Below are 17,548 nucleotides of genomic sequence, written 5' to 3' on the forward strand. Positions count from 1 at the left end.
ATAAAAATCCTTATTAAGAAAAACATAAAAATCAATATTAAAAAAATTATAAAAAACTTAAAAGCATAATGAATAATAATTCATAACCTTAATATATCATAATCAAGAAATAAATAATTGAAGGAATTTTCTTATAAATTTATTTTAACAGGTGATGAGATGGATTATATTGTAGAAGATAATGTAAAAACTGCTGAAGTCTTAAAGGAAAAACTTAATTTAACAAGACTTCCTGTAGCCATTAAGTTCTTTAATGATGAAAGTGAAATACCAGAAGGCGTTGAAAAGATAGATGAGACCATCAGACATTGTGAGATGGTAACCAAAGCAGCCGATGGGGCCATGTTCTATTCAACCGCTGCTGAACAGAAATGTAAAGGAGGATCATCTGCTATGGGTTTGGAACCCCTTCCTCCTAAGATTGCTACTGGTGAATTTTACTATAAATTAGGCAGGTTCGATAGTGTTGAAACCGCTAAGTCTGTCATAGATAACATTCCAAGAAAAGACGAGCAAAGCTTAGGAATCATCTATGCACCTCTTGAAAAGGCTGATTTCATTCCTGATGTTGTTGTTGTCATCACACTTCCTAAATTCGGAATGTTCATCACTCAAGGAATAGTATACAACCAAGGTGGAAAGGTTGAATACAGCTGTGCAGGTATTCAATCATTATGTGCAGATGCTGTAAGTGCTCCTTATGTTACCAATAAGGCTAATGCAACATTGGCATGCAACGGTTCCAGAGGCTATGCAGGAATCGTGGATGAGGAAATCATCATCGGATTGCCCCTTGACAGCATAAAGCCATTGATGGAAGCTTTTGAAAACATTTAATTTAGTTATAAAAATTATAACTAATTTTTCTTTTTTTTATTCAATTTAATCTTTTTTCAGTCTATCTTTTAAAAAATATATTAATCAGCTATTTTAAGGATAAAAGACTTGTATTTTAAGGGATAGTAAATACCTGTTTATTCTCTGTATCTTCACAGTTTTTCTTATTGCAGAATGTTCTGAAGTCACAAGCACTGCATGTCCTATCTTCAGCTTCGGCTTTCCATGCATCCTTAATCTTACAGCCATTCATCTCCCGTTTCAAAGATGATTCTATATCATTTACAACATTATCGAATTGCTCTAAGGAATTGCCAATCAATTCATCTTCAATATTGATGATTCTAATGGACCTGTCCATCTTGAACTTGTCTGACAGGTCCCTATGGATAGCTATTTCAGAGTCTTCATTCCAATTCCTTAACTTCTCCCAATCAGCATCACTTATCAAATCTAGAGAAATGTCAGTCTGATCGTTTATCAAATCTTCCTTTATTGCCTTCAGGTCATCATTGGATGGAACCAATTCATTCAAGTAGAAAATGATTCCTACAATCGGCTTGTCATAATCTTCCTGATTTTTCCTTAGCCATGCATATGTCAAGATCTGCCATTCATGTTGAATCCAAACCTTATACTTGGCGTATTCCTCGGAATCAAACAGCTCTCCATTTTCCATCAATGACTGGATTTTCTCCAATTCCTCTTTGGATGGTGCGCTTGGCCTTCTCATTCCCTTATAATCGATGATGATTTCATACTCATTCAATTCATCATTCAAAAGTCTTTTAAACTCCTCATTCTTATATAGATAATCTATTATGCTATTTTCTTGAGAAAGATTGAAATAATCATCCAATGTCTGCTGCAAAGGATTATTGCTTGTCTTTCGATAGAACTTATCCACCATCCTTGAGCTCAATACATCTACAACACCATTGATTGAATAATAGTCAGACCTTGACTTTTCATCTGTCAACTCCCTCAATCCCTTTATCAGCACTTCCGTATCTTCAATCAAAGGGAAAAGATGAGGTCCCCAAAGATTGATGGAACGCTCCAGTCTTGCACTGTAAATGTTATCCTTAGGACCATAATTATTCTGGTATTCAATTGGAGGATTCAATCCCTTGACATTAAGCCTGCCTGTAATCAGGTCTTCAATAGGCTTTATTTCACTTTCCCAATCCCAAGGAAAATTCATCTTATCGCTATCTGAATACTTTTTCCATTTTAAGAATGCCTCTTCCAAGGTTCCATGAATGAATTCTCCAAACCACAATTGAACAGGCATTGATGGCGGAAGATTGCCCTTGTTTTGATAACGATACTGTAAATTGCAAGTTAAAAATGATAATAAATCACCGGTTAAGCTATATTCCGGTATGATATATTCCCTTGATCTAGTGGATAATTTCATTTTTACACCTTTTTTGAAATAATGTTTTAAATTTCTAAAATTTTGAATTTTTAACAATTTATTATATTTCTAATAAATTCTAATTTCCATCAAATCTTAATTATAATAAAATCATCATATTTTTCATAAATAGTTTGATATAATTTGCTTAAAGAAACCATTAATTAAATTAAATAAATATTATCAAACCCTATAAATTCTTCATCTCTATTCCAACCTAATGCAACATTAGGTATTTTCATAAGTTTTTCATTTTGTGTATATCCATCAATGTTTGGATTTAACCCAACCAAGAGCAAAACATCCTTCGCCCTTGAGAATGCAACGAAATACAATCTTGTCAAATCATCAAATGCACAGTCCTTTGAATCCCTATCCTTATTGGACAATGCACTATATTCCCTGATCCTATCCTGAATTATGGAAGAGGAATCCGCATTCTTAGGGAATCTTAAGTTTGCATCCCTTGAATAATTCTTTTTGAATCTTGATCCCACATCAACAATCACAAGAGGGAATTCCAATCCCTTAGCCTGATGGATTGACATTATATTGAAGCGATTGGAAGGAATCACTTCAAAGAGGTTTTCATCTATTTGAACTCCACCGCTGGCTATTGGCACAAAGATATTCAGCAATGCCTCATTGACTGATTCCTTTTCAGCCTCCGGTGATGAGAAGTCAATGTTTGCAGAATATTTGTTGAAGAAGCTTGTTTGAGTGATTGTCTGTGTAATTGCCTTTAGATAGACCACTCCTTCGTCATCATCCTGAAATTCAGGAATCCAGCTAACCAGCTTATATGCCAATTCCATCAGATTTGCCTTTATAGGCCATTTCATATCACTTGATTCATCTGATGAAAATGGATGTCTCACTTGCCAATGTGTGACGAATTTCTCCAATGAAACCGGAGAATGGGGCTCCGGATTGACATCCTTTATATATGAATTGGCCTTTCTGCGCCAAACATTCATGTTAAGGCTTGCGGAATTAGGCAATTTGTCATTAGTTCTTTGATATCTTGAATTAGGGTCTATGCATTCCAGCATCAAGCCACAGAATACAGCCACACAGTCTATGTTCTGAAGATCCTGTCCTCTAGGGTTGAAGACTTCAATAGGCTGTCTCAATCTTCCCAATTGCTTTTTCAATATGAAAGGAAATGTGCGCTGTCCTCTGGCTGTAAGTTCCTTTGGAGAATAGGTTAGGAATGCAATATCCTCAGCTGAACCCTCTTCACCAAGCTCAATGACTATCTCATCGGCTCCTTCAGCCAAATCAAATCCCTTATCTCTATAATTGATTAATGTATTTTTGTTATCTGAATTGAACTTTTGATTCTCTTCCTTGGTCAAGACTCTCTTTATCTTTCGTTTGACTACTCCATTCCTATTCAGTTCATCAATAAATTTGGCCAAGTCATTTGCAAGCATCTGCTCATTGTTTCGAAACATTCCTAATATTGGAATTGAATCATCAGTCAAATCTGATCCATCATCATTTTCATGTCCCTCATTATTAGGAAATTCAATCGGAGGCTTTTCCTTTACACGGGCAGATTGGTATTCCTCGTCCAATTCGACAAAATCATTGCATAGGTCTATGATGTTTTCAGTGGAACGGTAGTTGGTTTTTAGGTTAACTTCCTCTGCAACAATGCCTATTGCAGCGATTCTTTCAATGAAATTGGTAAAGAGGTCTACGCTAGCCCCTCTAAAGCGGTATAATGATTGGTCATCATCCCCCACTACAGTGATGTTTCCACCATTTTCAATTGCCGATGCGGCAATTCTGAAGTAAATGCTTTCCTGCAGCAGGTTTGTATCCTGATATTCATCAACCAGAATGATCTTTATATCATTTAGAAAAGAATTTAAACTTCCTGAATTCAACCTTTTAAGGAATTCGGTTTCAAGCATTGCAAAGTCATATATATTCTGGCTTTTTAGTATTTCCTCATATTCCAAAATTAGTTTTAAAGCCAATTGCTTGCCTGTTTCATGGGTTTTGATGTCTTTTAGAATATCCCTGATGTCAATCATATTGTAGTAGATATGCTCCTTGATTTCAATCAATATGCTTGCCATCATTGTCAGGTTCTTCACTTTAGGCTTTTGGTCAGTATTTGATTGCTTACCTGTAATCTCAGCCAAAGACTCCTGCAATGACTCATGCTTATATCTGTCATCCTTGAGAAGACATTCGTTAATCATAACGGAATTTGCAACAAAATCCTCAATCAGAATAGGCTGGCTTGTTCCTGCCTGACGATAGACACGCAATAATTCATCTGCTATGCTGTCAATGGTTCCGATATTTATCTGATTGAAGTCAATTCTATTGATTTCCCTTATTATGCCATCATCAGTGATTTCACCGCTGAACATCCTATCCATATAATTTGCAATCAGCTTGGACCTTATCTTATCTCCCCAGCTTAGAATACGTGAGAGAAGTTCACTGGCTGCCTTTCTTGTGAAGGTGGTTGCCAATATCTCATTAGGTGAAACGTCATCGACAAAAATGAATTTCAATATCTTTAGCACCATGACGGTTGTCTTTCCGGAACCTGGACCTGCCACAATGAACAATGATTGGTCCTTAGGTGATGAAATGGCTAATTTTTGGTCTTCATTTGAGGAGATGTCCCTTTCCAAAACATTTACAACAATCTCTTCAAATTCCTTATAGTCTATCAAACTTACCCCTCTTACATTCTCTTTAATTGCATAAATTAAATGAAATCAATTAAATTATTTAGATTAATTAAATTAAATTCCATGATGAGTATTAATCAATTATTCAAATCTTATACTTTCATATTATATAATTATATTAATTTATGAAATATTTTAATTTTTGTATTTAAAAAACTAGGCTAAGAGCATATGAAAACTAATAGAGAAAGTTTTATTAAGTCCAATATCAAATATATGGTAAGTTTTATTAGATTTGATGACCAAATATATATTTATTAGTTAAATTGATATTATTTTGAAATATTAAAATGAAAATTTATAAAAATTCAGTACAAAAATTAGAATAATAAATTAAATAATAAATTAAAATATTAATTAAATTATCTATTGATTCTCATGACAAATATGGCTAAAGACAAGGATGAAATGGAAAATATCGACAAGTTCAAGAACGATATTCGCTTCAGGAGAAAGATTGAGCATGTCGAGACAATTCCTGCAAAGGAAGCCAGATATAAGAAGGTCGAGAACCTAGAGGATAAAATATTGCACTACCTTGAAGAAAAGGATATCAAGCTATACAGGCACCAGGCATTGGCCATTGAAAAATCCAGAGAGGATAAGAATATAATCATCACCACACCAACAGCCAGTGGAAAGACCTTATCCTTTAACATACCTGTTCTGGAGGAACTCATTAAGGATAATGACGCATGCGCATTATACATCTATCCTGCAAAGGCATTGTCATACGATCAATTGAAGGTCTTGAGAAAATTCGATGAAATGATGGAACTTGACTTGAATCCGAATCCCTATGACGGTGACACACCAAAGGCCAAAAGGTATAAGATCCGACAGGAATCAAGAGTTATCCTTACAAATCCTTATCAGATCCATTTGATTTTGCAATGGCATCATCAATGGGAACGTTTCTATTCAAACTTAAAGTATATTGTCATTGATGAAGCCCATTATTATAAGGGAATATTCGGTTCAAATGTTGCATTCCTGATTAGAAGACTTAAGAGAATCGCTAATTTCTATGGTTCAAATCCAAAGTTCATATTATCATCTGCAACTCTTGCAAATCCATTGGAACTTGCGGAAAAGCTGACTGGAGAGGAATTTGAATTGATTGATGAGGACTCATCTCCAAGCGGTGAAAAGGATTTCATCCTATACAATCCATACAAGAAGCTCCCAGTAAACAGTGATGATGAGAATCTGTCCATACATATGGAAACCGAAAGGATATTCCTCTATCTGCTATTGAAAGACATACAGACATTATGCTTCACATCAAGCAGAAAGATTGCAGAACTGATTGCATTATGGACAAAAAGAGACATGGAGCATACCAAGAAAAGGTATGTGGACAGAATCTCAGCCTATAGGGCAGGCTATTTGGCAGAAGACAGAAGAGAAATTGAGGATGGCCTCAAATCAAGGAAATATCTGGGAGTCACTTCAACCAATGCACTTGAATTGGGAATAGATGTAGGGAGCCTTGATGCGGTAATCATTTCAGGTTTTCCTGGATCCATGATTTCAACCTGGCAGCAGGGAGGAAGATCCGGAAGGGGAAATCAGAAATCCCTTGTCATTCTGGTTGCCTTTGAAAACCAATTGGACCAGTACTTCATGAAGAATCCTGAATTCTTCTTTGACAAGCCTCATGAGAATGTTGTAATTGACTTGAACAATGAGAAGCTATTGAACAATCATATAATCTGTGCTGCCAATGAATTGCCTCTCTCACCAGAGGAACTGGAAGATGTATTCAATGTAGATGAAGAGTTTGCAGAGGAGATAATTAAAAATAGAGACCTTAAAAAGAGTGCAGGACTTTATATCTATCCATATGATGACAATCCTGCATTTGAATTCTCACTTGACCAGATTTCAAATGAAATATTCAGCGTGATGAATGAAAGCAGACTGATAGAGAAGATAGAAAGGTCCCAAATGTATAGGGAAGCTCATGAAGGAGCCATTCTAATCAATAAGGGCCAAACCTATATCGTTACAAACGTAAACTTCAAGACCCATATCATTGATGTAATCAAAAGAGACGTCAACGCTCACACAGTTGCTCTTAAGAAAACTCAAACAAAAATCATCAAAAAGATCAAGAAGGTTAAAATCGGAGACTTTACTGTCCACTATGGAGAGCTTGAAGTAGAGGAAGATTACTATAAGTACAAAAGAATGGAGTTTTCCAAGACTATCGGAACATATATTCTGGATTTGCCTCCTTTGAAATTCAAGACAAAGGGATTATGGTTCACCATTCCAGATAGCGTCAAGGAGGCATTGGAGGACAAATTCAAGAATGAAAGTGAAGTCTTTGCAGGAGGTCTTCACGGAGCGGAACATGCACTGATCGGTCTTTTCCCACTACATGTGATGTGTGACAGATTTGACATTGGCGGACTTTCAACAAATTATCATGAAGACACACAGGAAGCCTCAATCTTTATCTATGATGCCTATGAAGGTGGAATAGGAATATGTGAAAAGGCAATTGATGTATTCAGCAAATTAACCGATTCCACCAGGAATCTCCTTAAGACCTGTGAATGTGAAGAGGGATGTCCTTCCTGCATCTACTCACCAAAATGTGGAAACGAGAACAAGCCATTGCATAAGAAAGCTACAGAATTCATTTTGGATTACATGTGGGAGGAGATGAATAAATTGTCTCCAGAGGAGTTGTCTGCCTTGGAAAATCAGGATTTGGAAGAAAATATCTCATATAATGAAACCTATTATAATCAAAAGGAAACCAATAATGAAAATGAAAATAATGATGAAAAAAATCGTGATAATCAAAATACAGATGAAATAATCGATGAGCAAGCTGAAGCTGAAGAGACAGATCCGTTGGAAGAGGCATATAATGATGCTTTGGAGGAATATGATAAGGGAAACTACAGCATTGCCAAGGAAATATTAACCAATATCATAATAAAAAAGGATAGTGCAGATGCATATTATCTCATTGGAAGAATACTTTATGAGCAAGAGGATAAGATGGGAGCATTATCCTTTGTAAAAAAGGCCATTTCAATAGATTCCGCTCATGAAGAGGCCAATGAATTCCTATTGGAATTAAAGCATTAATAAAATGAAATTCAAATAAATATTATAGAACACTTATAATTTCAAGGTGATATAATGGAAATCACTAATGAGAATAAGAATGAAATAAAAGAGCAAATCAATACAGACATTAACAATATTCTTGAAAAGCATGAATTGCCTTATAGGATAGATGGGATTTCAGTCATGAAAACATCCAAGGGAACCAGTTTTCTGGGAAATGTAAGGATTCATGACCCAAATAAGGTCAAAGCCGTCAGAGCTGAGATTGAATCATACTTGGATAAGTTTGGAAAGGTTGTAATCAATTCAAGAGATGTTGTTCCTTGCTGTGAATTGCCTTATACTTATATTACATTCCATATTAATTTTATGAATGATTAAATTAAATTGATTTTTTAAGCAAATTCTTAAATATTAACCTTTAGATACAATGTCCCGCAGAGAAGAACATGAAGCATATTTGGAAAGGATCCTGTCAAATTCATTGACTTCAGAAAATCCTTCAAAGGAAACTTATGAGAGAGCCAGATTAGACTCTCCAACCTATTTCAACAATCTGAAATTCGGATTGATGCATAAATATCAGGATTGGGATTTGCTGGATATTGAAGGAAGCAAGGTGATTGAAAATATCTACGGTGAGACATTAAGAATCACAAGAAAGGAAAAGATAGACTTTTCACTGGAAAACAAAAGGGAATCCATCAAGCATGAATTGGCCTCCAACTTAAGGTTAATGCCTGGCATCGGGCTTCAAACTGAAATGAAGCTTAAGGAGGACGGTTACCATACATTCTATGACCTGATAAATCATCCAAGCTATGGGAAAAAGGCAGAGAAACTGATTCAAAAGATTGAGAAGAACTGCTTCATAAAAGAATTCAATCTATTGAAAAGCCTGAACAAGTATCCTGATTATAAGAACAGCACCTTAAAGGCCTTAAGTTCACTTGATCCATTCAACCTTAAGTTTATGGATATTGAAACCCTTGGACTCTCAAGTGCTCCAATCATCTTAATCGGAATCGCTGAAATAAAGGGAAAATGCATCGAATCCAACCAGTATCTGCTTAGGGAGAAGGAAGAGGAGCCTGCACTCATTGAGGCATATCTGTCACATCTTGATGAAGCAAGCGTACATGTGACCTACAATGGGGCAATCTTTGACATTCCATTCATCAAGAATAGGGCCAGATTATATAGGATAAACTCCAAACTTGACCAGACCCATTTTGATCTTATCTATCCTGCCCGCAATCTATGGAAAGACAAGCTCCCAAATTGCAAACTGACCACTATAGAAGAGCATCTGTTTGACATCAGGCGTGAAGATGATGTCCCTGGAGCATATATTCCAGATTACTATAGAACATATCTCACAACAAATAATATCGGTCCTTTGGTTCCTATAATTGAGCATAATCGTATGGATATTGTTTCCCTCGCTCATTTTCTGATGAGAATCTATGAGGAATCCTTTTAATAGGATAAAAAAATAAAATATTGATAAATCTTTTAGCTAATTTTGTTAGACAGTCATTTATATAAACTTGATTTTAATGTTTAGTAAACTCTAATTGAGTAATAAGTTTTTTTTAAATTGTATTAAAGTTATTGAAATATTATTTAACTTAAAGATATTGCCTTAATCATAATAATAATTAATATTTCCTATTAAATATCAAAATCAATAGGAAATAATACATTAAATAAACATTACATTTATAAATAATGACTTATAAAAATTAAATTGAAGATAACCTTTTAAGGTAAGACTCTAACTAAGTTAAAGAATAAAAATTAAGTAATTTTTAAAAAAAATGATTATCCCATATAAAAAAACTAAAAATACTTAATTTTTATCTTTTTTATACTTTTTTTAGGATTTTTATAGATTTTTTCATAATTTTTTCATTGCCAATTTTTCATCTTTACTTTAATTGATTAAGTTCATTGACTTAAATATCTGTTTTTTATTCATTTTAATATTCATTTTTATAATCAATCGATAATTTTATATAAAATTTTTAATATTTAAAAAACAAATTAAATATAAGTAAAAAAATTTAATGAAATTGAAAAGGAAGGATAAAATGTTTGAAGAGGAACAGGACAATAAAATCTATAATCTCATTATAACCCGTGGAATCGATCAGGAAAACGAATATGGCCAATTTACTGAAAAGCTATACTCAAAACCAGATTTCTTATGGACTGAATCAATGGCAAGAGACTATGCTCCATTTGGAGAGGATTTCTTTAAAAAAGTGGATGTTATAGTTGTTTTATCTGGCATCTACAATTATAATCAGATTCAAATTGATACTTTAATTGAAAAGGCTGAAGAATTTGACATTCCTATTCTTTTAGTGCGCCCTTATGGAATGGAAATAGTTCCAGAAGAGCTTGAAGCAAAGGCAAAAACAGTAGTAGGCTGGAATGCAAACTGCATTGTAGATGATATAAGATCCATTGTAAGTGGAGATTATGACGAATTATGTGATGATTTCTAAATAAATCATTCCTTCTTTTTTAATTTTAAGAAAAAATAAATCTATCTTTAAAAAAATAATTAATAAAAAAAGGATAAGTAAAATTAAATTAAATTTACTTATCAAAATACTGTTTTTAACTGTTTATTTTAACTTGAGAGATACCATCTTCTTTTTCTACTCTGATAAGGGTATCTGCAGCATTTTCCAATTCTGAATCGTGAGTAACAATGAGCATTTGAGGAATTACATTCATGCTGCGTAAAACAGTGATTAACTCTTGTCTGCGGAAACTGTCTAAATGAATAGTAGGCTCATCCAAGAGTATTGTTTCAATGTTTCCTTTTGACATAGCCTGTGTAATGCCTAACCTCAATGCAAGAGCGATAGCTATTTTTTCACCGCCGCTGACCATTTCAATATTAGCTTCCCCTTCAGGACCGTAAATGGAAATGTTATATTCATTATCCAATATCAAGTCAGAATAGTTGAAATTGAATTTTTCAAAGAATTCTCGGGTATACTTTTGAATTAATGGTCTTGATTGACTTCTTAAGTCCCCTTGGATACCATCCTTACTGTATAATGTTCTGAAATATTCAAGCAATCCGTAATATTCCTTAACAGCAATATATTCTTCCTTGTTCTTTCTATTTTGCTCAATGGTCTTTTCGATTGTTTCCACCGTGGTTTCATAGATTTTTAGATTGTTGTCGTTAACTGCAATCTCTTGAGCATATCCATTGTATTTAACATTTAATCTATCAATTAGGATTATCATATTCTTATAGTTTTCTTCATTATAAGCTGAAGATCCAATGGCATTTTTAATCTCTTTGATTTCATTTTCCTTTGCGGATATCTCTTCTTCTTTAGCCTTAATCTTCTCCTCATATTCCGCTTTTCCTTTTACTGAACCTAATAAGACATGATATTTAGTGTCCTTATCACTTAAGTCTTTTATCAATCCATCAAGAGCTTCATCACTAATATCCAAGGAAAGATTGGAATCTATGATGATGTATTCCTTGAGCTTTCCCTCTTCAAGATTGATCTTACCTGAAATGGTATATAGTTCATCCTTGATTTTGGATTCCTCAGGAAATGACTTAAGAAGAGTATTAGCGTCCAAATACTTTTTGTTATGAGATTCAAGCTCTTTGAACTCAATATTTTTAGTTTCTATAATCTTATCTAACTCTTCAAGTTCATTCTTTTTGTCTTGAAGTTCATAGATTTTAGCATCAACAGTCTCTAAACTTTTTGTAAGCTTATCCAAATCTCCAACAATATGTTTGTTCTGATATATCTTTGTTTTAATTGAATCAAGCTTCAATAAATTAGCATCTTTTAATGATTTATCTTTATTTAATTTAGTGATAATTTCATTATTTTCATTAATCTTATTAGTATTGGCAGATATTGTTTCCTCATACATATGAATGAGTTCATTTTTCTTATCTTCACTAATATCAGACTGACAAACAGGACATTTATTCTCAACCTTTTTTATGTCAGCCAATGGTTCATCCAATGATTTGATTTCTTGCTTTAAACTGATTGATTCCTTATTTAATTTTTTCAATTCCTCATCAATCTCATTAATCTCATTTTTGAGATTGGTTAAAAGACTTTCAACAAGACTTTCCAAATTATTCAAATCATCATTGCTTTTGATTGGATCTATTTCCTCTTCAAATTCTGATAAAACTATCTTTGCATCATTATAAAACTTATCCAATTCTTTATTGTAGTGTTCGATATCGCCAGTTAAAGTGCTTTTTTGAGATTCCAAATCCTTCATGCGCTTTAATTCAGCAAACAATTCCACCTTTTTATTGTTTAAGGCTTTGATTTCACCTTCTAAAGAAATGAACTTTTCATGATTATCCTTTTCAGATTCTATGGTGGATTTATATCCTTCAATCTTAGTGATGATTTCCTTATTATTCTTTTCTTCATCTTTGAATCTGTTTAAATTGCTAAGTGAATCCTTAAATTTATTATATACTGGAAGTTTTTCACTGTATGGTTTTAAAAGATTCATTTCACCTTCCTGTTTTAGGATTTCATTATATTTATTAGACAATTCCTCTTTTAGCTTATTTAAGCCATTCAAGTTTTCTTTTTCATGGCCCAACTTCAAGTTAAGAGCTTCGAACTCCTGCTTTTGTTTGTCTAATTCCTCTTTTTCCTTATTTTTAATTTCTATATCTTTTTCAAGAGCTTCATATTCTGCTTTTAAGGCATTGTTTTTTTCATTTAAAGCGAAATGCTCTTCTTTAGCCTTTTTATGTTCAAAATTAAGTTCTGATTCTGGCTGTATCCTATCCTCTAAAACAGCTTTTCTTGTTTTATAGTCTTCACTGATTCTTGGAAGATTCTCATATGCTTTTTCCAATTCCTCAAGCCTTAATAGTTTACCGATTAATTTTTTACGATTAGCCGGTGTCTTATCAATCAATTCAGCTATTTCACCTTGTCTGATATGGATAGCATTTAGGAATGTTGAAGAATCCATACTTAATATTTTTTCTATTTCCTTATCCACTTCCTTATTTCCAGAAACAAGGATTTCCTCTTCTCCATCTATAATTCTGTATAGGCTGGAAGTTGATTTGGAACTGGATTTGGTAGGACTTACTGTTCTTTCAACCTTATATTCAATTCCATTAGTGATAAATGACAATCTTACAATCATTTGTATCTTATCACCAGTATTCTTATTGGATCTTACTAAATCATTAATGGATTTTGTGGTATAGGACTTGAACAATGCAAATGAGATGGCTTCAAAAATAGAAGACTTTCCAGCACCATTTTCACCTACAATCAAGCTGATTCCTGGATTAAAGTCCAATGTAGTGTTTGCATGTGATTTAAAGTTCATTAATTCTAATCTTGTAAATATCATCATATCACCCTATAAGTCATCAAACCTCATTTGTTTAGATTCATTTTGAGAATCTTCTTTATCATCTAAATTCTTATCTAAATAATCATCTAAACTATCAGATTCATTTATTTGAGCATTATTCAATTCTCTAGCTTCTTCCTCATTATAGTAATGCTGACTGTAAAATCTGTCTGAAATGAATTGAGCATCATCTATTCTTCCAATAGAGAGATTATCCAACAGATCAACAGATAATTTATTCACATCATCATTTTGATATTTTTCATTAACTCTTTTTTGCAATAATGCTCTTGGATCAAGAATTTTGGTTGTATCAATTAATTTCTCCTCATCCAAGACCTTATCCGGCTTAAAACTAGGTCTTAGATTTAAAACACTATCCCCAATTGCGTCATTTATTACTTCATAAACTTCAGCACTGTCAAAATCTCCTCCGGCAACAGTCAAGTCAAGCAATGGCTTATTGTCCAATGATTCAATCTCTTCTTTAATGATAGCAAGCCTTTCATCAAACTTATTATAATCAATTATCTCTTTATAGAATTCTCTTGGAAGGTCAATTTTCACCCTTTCAACTTGCGGCTTGTCATAGCTTAAATCCACTACAACGAATCCTTTGCCGTTTTCTCTGTAATTTTCATTGGATTCGCTGGTTCTCCATATTTCCATAGATCCGGGATAAACCAATTTTCCTTTGCCGAAATCCTCTTCAACATAATTGTGTACATGGCCCATTGCATAGTAATCAAAGTTTTTAGGCATTTCAGACAGTTCAATTTCATGAGTATCCTCATGCATCCATTTGTCAATTCCTTGGTGAGATACAAGAATGGATTTTAGATATTTGTCTGCAAGCTTTGACAATTGGTCATATGCATTCTTTAAAGCTCTGCTTTGTGAACTTGGGACATAGCGAACTCCACAAATCAATACAGGACCTTCATTATATGCAGGATTTTTATCACTGATTAACTTAAGCCCTATATCCTTAAATAGAACCTGTGGAGGTAGAGCTCCTTTCCTTAAAATGGAATCATGGTTTCCAGCAATCGCATAAATTGGTATTTTAGCTTCATTCAATCTTAATAATGCTTTCTGGAATGCTAATAATGCCTCTGTAGAAGGCCTGTTATTGTCAAATAAATCTCCACTGTGAATAACAAAATCCACATCTTTTTCTATAATCTTATCTATGTTTTTAGCAAATACATCATAAAAATCTGTTTCACGTTCCAATAGTCCGAATTGTCTTGAACCTAAATGGCTATCAGATAAATGTGCAAAACGCATTCATTTCACCCTCCTTATTTTCTTAAGAATTTTTTGATTTATTAAAATAAATTATGTTCATAGAATTATTCCAATCACTTTAATTATACAAATAATAATCATTGGTAATTTATAAAGATTCCCAAATCTAATATCCTCCGCCTAAATTAACGAATTGGTCTAATTCCTTTTGTAAAGCTTCTTCTTCATCATCTTTCTTGCTTTTCCATTGCCCGATTATATCTAAATCTCCACCACGTTGGCGTCCTTTAAATTCATTGATTTTAACAAGAGTAGGAACCTTTGTCATAAGTCCTAAAACCAAAGCTTCACCAATGTTAAGTGATGGCAATTGCTTTACCAAATCTTCACTAAGGCTTTCACTTGCTGTTTGGACATGCTTTTGGTCTTTTGGCTCTACAAGCCTTAAGATAATCATATTGTTGGCTTGTGACAATGTTTCAGCATCGACTGATTTAGGGGATTGGCTTACTAAACAAAGACCTAAACCAAATTTACGGCCTTCTCTTGCTATGCGAGTAATCCAATACTTGCTGTCCGGATTTCTGCTATGTGGAGCCAAAATATGGGCTTCCTCAACAACAAAGAATACTGGGAAAGACAATGCATTTTCATCATTATGCCTTACATATTGCTTTCTGCTTCTAAGGGATCTTCTAAGAACATGGGCAACCAATACTTCCGCAGTATTTTCATCCACTTGTCCCAAATCAAGGACATTTGCCATTCCAGGCTTTATTTGAGTTAAGAAGTCACCTATATTAACATTCAATAACCTATCGTATTTTACGTTTAGATCCTCTATCTTATTTAGCACATCCATAATATTCTTCTTATTTCCCGGGTCATAGTCCTCATCATTATACCAGTCATCTAAAATTTTGTATAGCAATTCTATAAAATCAGTTGTACTGGCTGTTCCTTCTCGGACCAATTCTCTTGCCTTATTAAATGCTCTTCTGAAGTATCTTTCTTGCAGTGGAGCTGATGCAGGAATTTTAGCTAATTTTTTCATCTCTGAAAATTCCATATATTGAGGATTTATCATAGGCTTGATTACATTCACTTGACCATTAGTAAACTCTGCATCCACATATTCAGAGTGCATATCAAAGATAAGCATGCAGCCATTATACTCCAATAATCCATCTATTATTACAGAAACGGTATTTGACTTACCTGCACCTGTCATTGCAAGAATTGCCAAATGTCTGGAAACCATTTTATTGATGTCCACTCCCACTTCAACATCTTCATTGTTTATAAGGTGTCCAAGTTTCAAAGAGTTTTCAATATGGAATATCTTATCAAGCACATCTGATGGAGCAAGATAAATAGGAGTTCCAGGAGGTGCTGGAGTACGTGGTAGCTTTAGATTATCATTCACATCACCAAGAATTGTGATGTTTCCTCTAATGTAGTAGTCATCACCTTCGATTTCCCTAATCTTTGCGATTGTATCTGGGTCATATATGTCCTCATTTAATGATACGCTTCCACGAACCATTGATTCTATCATTCCTAAAATGATCTTTCCATCATATTCAAGTGTTACATATTCCCCTACTTGTGGCATTTCTTTTGAAATAAAGCTTACTTCAATAAGAGATGTTTCTCCTATACATCTTCCAATCATTTTTAAACCTCTAAACTCAATATTTTACTTAATTTTATAAATATTATTAATTTTTAATCTTAATTTAACATTTCACGGCCGGATTTATCCAAAAATCCAATTATCTTAGATAAGCTATCCATATCCTGATTTGATATGACAACATCCTTATGTGCTTTTTTAAGCAGATATGGATATCCTTCAGTTGAATTTGATTTGAGAACCCTTAAAATTTCCCTGATTTCATTTAAATCCTTTGTATAATAAGGTAACTCTATCTTGATAATATTCTTATTGTCATCAAGCCTTGCAAAGAATATTGTAAACCATAATTCTCTAAAGAACTCATTTTCTATAGGAAAATCATGCTTTGTTTTATAGGTTACCTTTCTATGATAAGGTTCGCTAAAGCCTTGTTTTCTTGTCATTCCATCTAAAATAGCCATATCTGGAATATTTGCATGGAAGAGTTCATTGCTTGATGATGTTTTGGAAATTGCAATTATTCTCTTCTTGTTTTCCAATAGATACTTTAAGGCAATCAGGTTTTCTAAACTTTCTAAGAAAGTAATTAACGCATATTCATCGATGTTTTCATCTTCAAACAAGTCTTTAAATTCTTCCTTGAAGTTAAAGGAGGATAAATCTAATTCATCTGATTCTATCTCAGATTCAAGTTTTTCCTTAACTAAGGCCACTATGTTTTCCTTATATTCTGCTGAAATGCTTTTTTCAACAGGAATTGGACGTATTAAATCTCCTAAAATAGATCCGTCATCCATATAATAATCGATTTCATAATCCTTAAAAGTCTTAATTGCTGTTTTTATCTCAAAAATGCTCATCATATTACGCAATCTTTCTTCCAAAAAGGATTGATGAGGGATTATATCAAGCTCTGCAGATTCAATGGTCTTTAGCTTTGATTCAAGGTCATTTGGATTATAGATTAGGGACTCCGCAGATACAGCATAGAAATTGAAGCTCAGATATTTCTTTTTATTATAGCTTCCATCACCTGCTGCAAGAACTATATCTGAATCACTTGGACTTATTTCCTCTTCATGCCATTTTGATTCAATATCTATTTTAGTTTCCTTATATTCCTCTAAAGGTTCATTTATTTGTCCTTTTTTTCTAATGGCCTCTGTATACAACGAATTTAAC

At 33.5% G+C, this 17,548-nt stretch carries 11 protein-coding genes; 5 read left to right on the top strand and 6 right to left on the bottom strand.

The window, feature by feature from the left end; all coding sequences use genetic code 11:
- Positions 1-159 precede the first annotated feature (159 nt).
- Positions 160-837: a DUF169 domain-containing protein gene (locus IJE13_RS04175; RefSeq protein WP_292777452.1), complete on the top strand. Its 678-nt coding sequence runs from the start codon at positions 160-162 to the stop codon at positions 835-837.
- 115 nt (positions 838-952) lie between these two features.
- Here the strand turns inward: IJE13_RS04175 and IJE13_RS04180 are convergent, their stop codons facing one another.
- Both IJE13_RS04180 and IJE13_RS04185 read right to left on the bottom strand, forming a co-directional pair.
- Entirely contained in the window at positions 953-2,257 is a 1,305-nt protein-coding gene (locus tag IJE13_RS04180) for a PD-(D/E)XK nuclease family protein (protein WP_292777454.1), read from the bottom strand.
- A 164-nt stretch (positions 2,258-2,421) separates the two neighbouring features.
- Positions 2,422-4,959, bottom strand: coding sequence for a DEAD/DEAH box helicase (locus IJE13_RS04185; RefSeq protein ID WP_292777456.1), 2,538 nt, complete (start codon positions 4,957-4,959; stop codon positions 2,422-2,424).
- Between the two features lie 396 nt (positions 4,960-5,355).
- On the opposite strand from IJE13_RS04185, the gene IJE13_RS04190 reads away from it, so the two are divergent.
- The 4 genes from IJE13_RS04190 to IJE13_RS04205 all read left to right on the top strand — a co-directional run bounded on the left by IJE13_RS04190 (position 5,356) and on the right by IJE13_RS04205 (position 10,580).
- Positions 5,356-8,085, top strand: a complete 2,730-nt coding sequence (locus IJE13_RS04190; protein ID WP_366514848.1) for a DEAD/DEAH box helicase — start codon at positions 5,356-5,358, stop codon at positions 8,083-8,085.
- 54 nt (positions 8,086-8,139) lie between these two features.
- Complete coding sequence (locus tag IJE13_RS04195) at positions 8,140-8,448, top strand: hypothetical protein (protein WP_292777461.1); 309 nt, start codon at positions 8,140-8,142, stop codon at positions 8,446-8,448.
- Positions 8,449-8,497: 49 nt separating this feature from the next.
- Positions 8,498-9,550: a ribonuclease H-like domain-containing protein gene (locus tag IJE13_RS04200; protein ID WP_292777463.1), complete on the top strand. Its 1,053-nt coding sequence runs from the start codon at positions 8,498-8,500 to the stop codon at positions 9,548-9,550.
- 610 nt (positions 9,551-10,160) lie between these two features.
- Positions 10,161-10,580 (top strand): nuclease, encoded by a 420-nt coding sequence (locus tag IJE13_RS04205; RefSeq protein ID WP_292777465.1) that lies wholly within the window; start codon positions 10,161-10,163, stop codon positions 10,578-10,580.
- Positions 10,581-10,695: 115 nt separating this feature from the next.
- On the opposite strand, the gene IJE13_RS04210 is transcribed toward IJE13_RS04205, so the two are convergent.
- The 4 genes from IJE13_RS04210 to IJE13_RS04225 all read right to left on the bottom strand — a co-directional run.
- On the bottom strand, positions 10,696-13,473 hold the full coding sequence (locus IJE13_RS04210; protein WP_292777467.1) for an SMC family ATPase: 2,778 nt from the start codon (positions 13,471-13,473) through the stop codon (positions 10,696-10,698).
- Between the two features lie 9 nt (positions 13,474-13,482).
- A complete protein-coding gene (locus IJE13_RS04215) occupies positions 13,483-14,766 on the bottom strand; it encodes a DNA repair exonuclease (RefSeq protein ID WP_292777469.1) in 1,284 nt (427 codons plus the stop codon).
- Between the two features lie 127 nt (positions 14,767-14,893).
- A complete protein-coding gene (locus IJE13_RS04220; RefSeq protein ID WP_292777471.1) occupies positions 14,894-16,402 on the bottom strand; it encodes an ATP-binding protein in 1,509 nt (502 codons plus the stop codon).
- Between the two features lie 59 nt (positions 16,403-16,461).
- Positions 16,462-17,548 (bottom strand): DNA double-strand break repair nuclease NurA (locus tag IJE13_RS04225; RefSeq protein ID WP_292777473.1); only part of this gene is annotated, 1,087 nt, incomplete at its 5' end.

This window comes from Methanobrevibacter sp., from assembly GCF_017410345.1.
In the GTDB taxonomy this organism is placed as follows: Archaea; Methanobacteriota; Methanobacteria; order Methanobacteriales; family Methanobacteriaceae; genus Methanobrevibacter.

What these genes read in the sequence shown, in the direction of transcription:
- IJE13_RS04175 (WP_292777452.1), top strand. Translation starts at nt 160, where the DNA reads ATGGATTATATTGTAGAAGATAATGTAAAAACTGCTGAAGTCTTAAAG.
- IJE13_RS04180 (WP_292777454.1), bottom strand. Translation starts at nt 2,257, where the DNA reads ATGAAATTATCCACTAGATCAAGGGAATATATCATACCGGAATATAGC.
- IJE13_RS04190 (WP_366514848.1), top strand. Translation starts at nt 5,356, where the DNA reads ATGACAAATATGGCTAAAGACAAGGATGAAATGGAAAATATCGACAAG.
- IJE13_RS04195 (WP_292777461.1), top strand. Translation starts at nt 8,140, where the DNA reads ATGGAAATCACTAATGAGAATAAGAATGAAATAAAAGAGCAAATCAAT.
- IJE13_RS04200 (WP_292777463.1), top strand. Translation starts at nt 8,498, where the DNA reads ATGTCCCGCAGAGAAGAACATGAAGCATATTTGGAAAGGATCCTGTCA.
- IJE13_RS04205 (WP_292777465.1), top strand. Translation starts at nt 10,161, where the DNA reads ATGTTTGAAGAGGAACAGGACAATAAAATCTATAATCTCATTATAACC.
- IJE13_RS04210 (WP_292777467.1), bottom strand. Translation starts at nt 13,473, where the DNA reads ATGATATTTACAAGATTAGAATTAATGAACTTTAAATCACATGCAAAC.
- IJE13_RS04215 (WP_292777469.1), bottom strand. Translation starts at nt 14,766, where the DNA reads ATGCGTTTTGCACATTTATCTGATAGCCATTTAGGTTCAAGACAATTC.
- IJE13_RS04220 (WP_292777471.1), bottom strand. Translation starts at nt 16,402, where the DNA reads ATGATTGGAAGATGTATAGGAGAAACATCTCTTATTGAAGTAAGCTTT.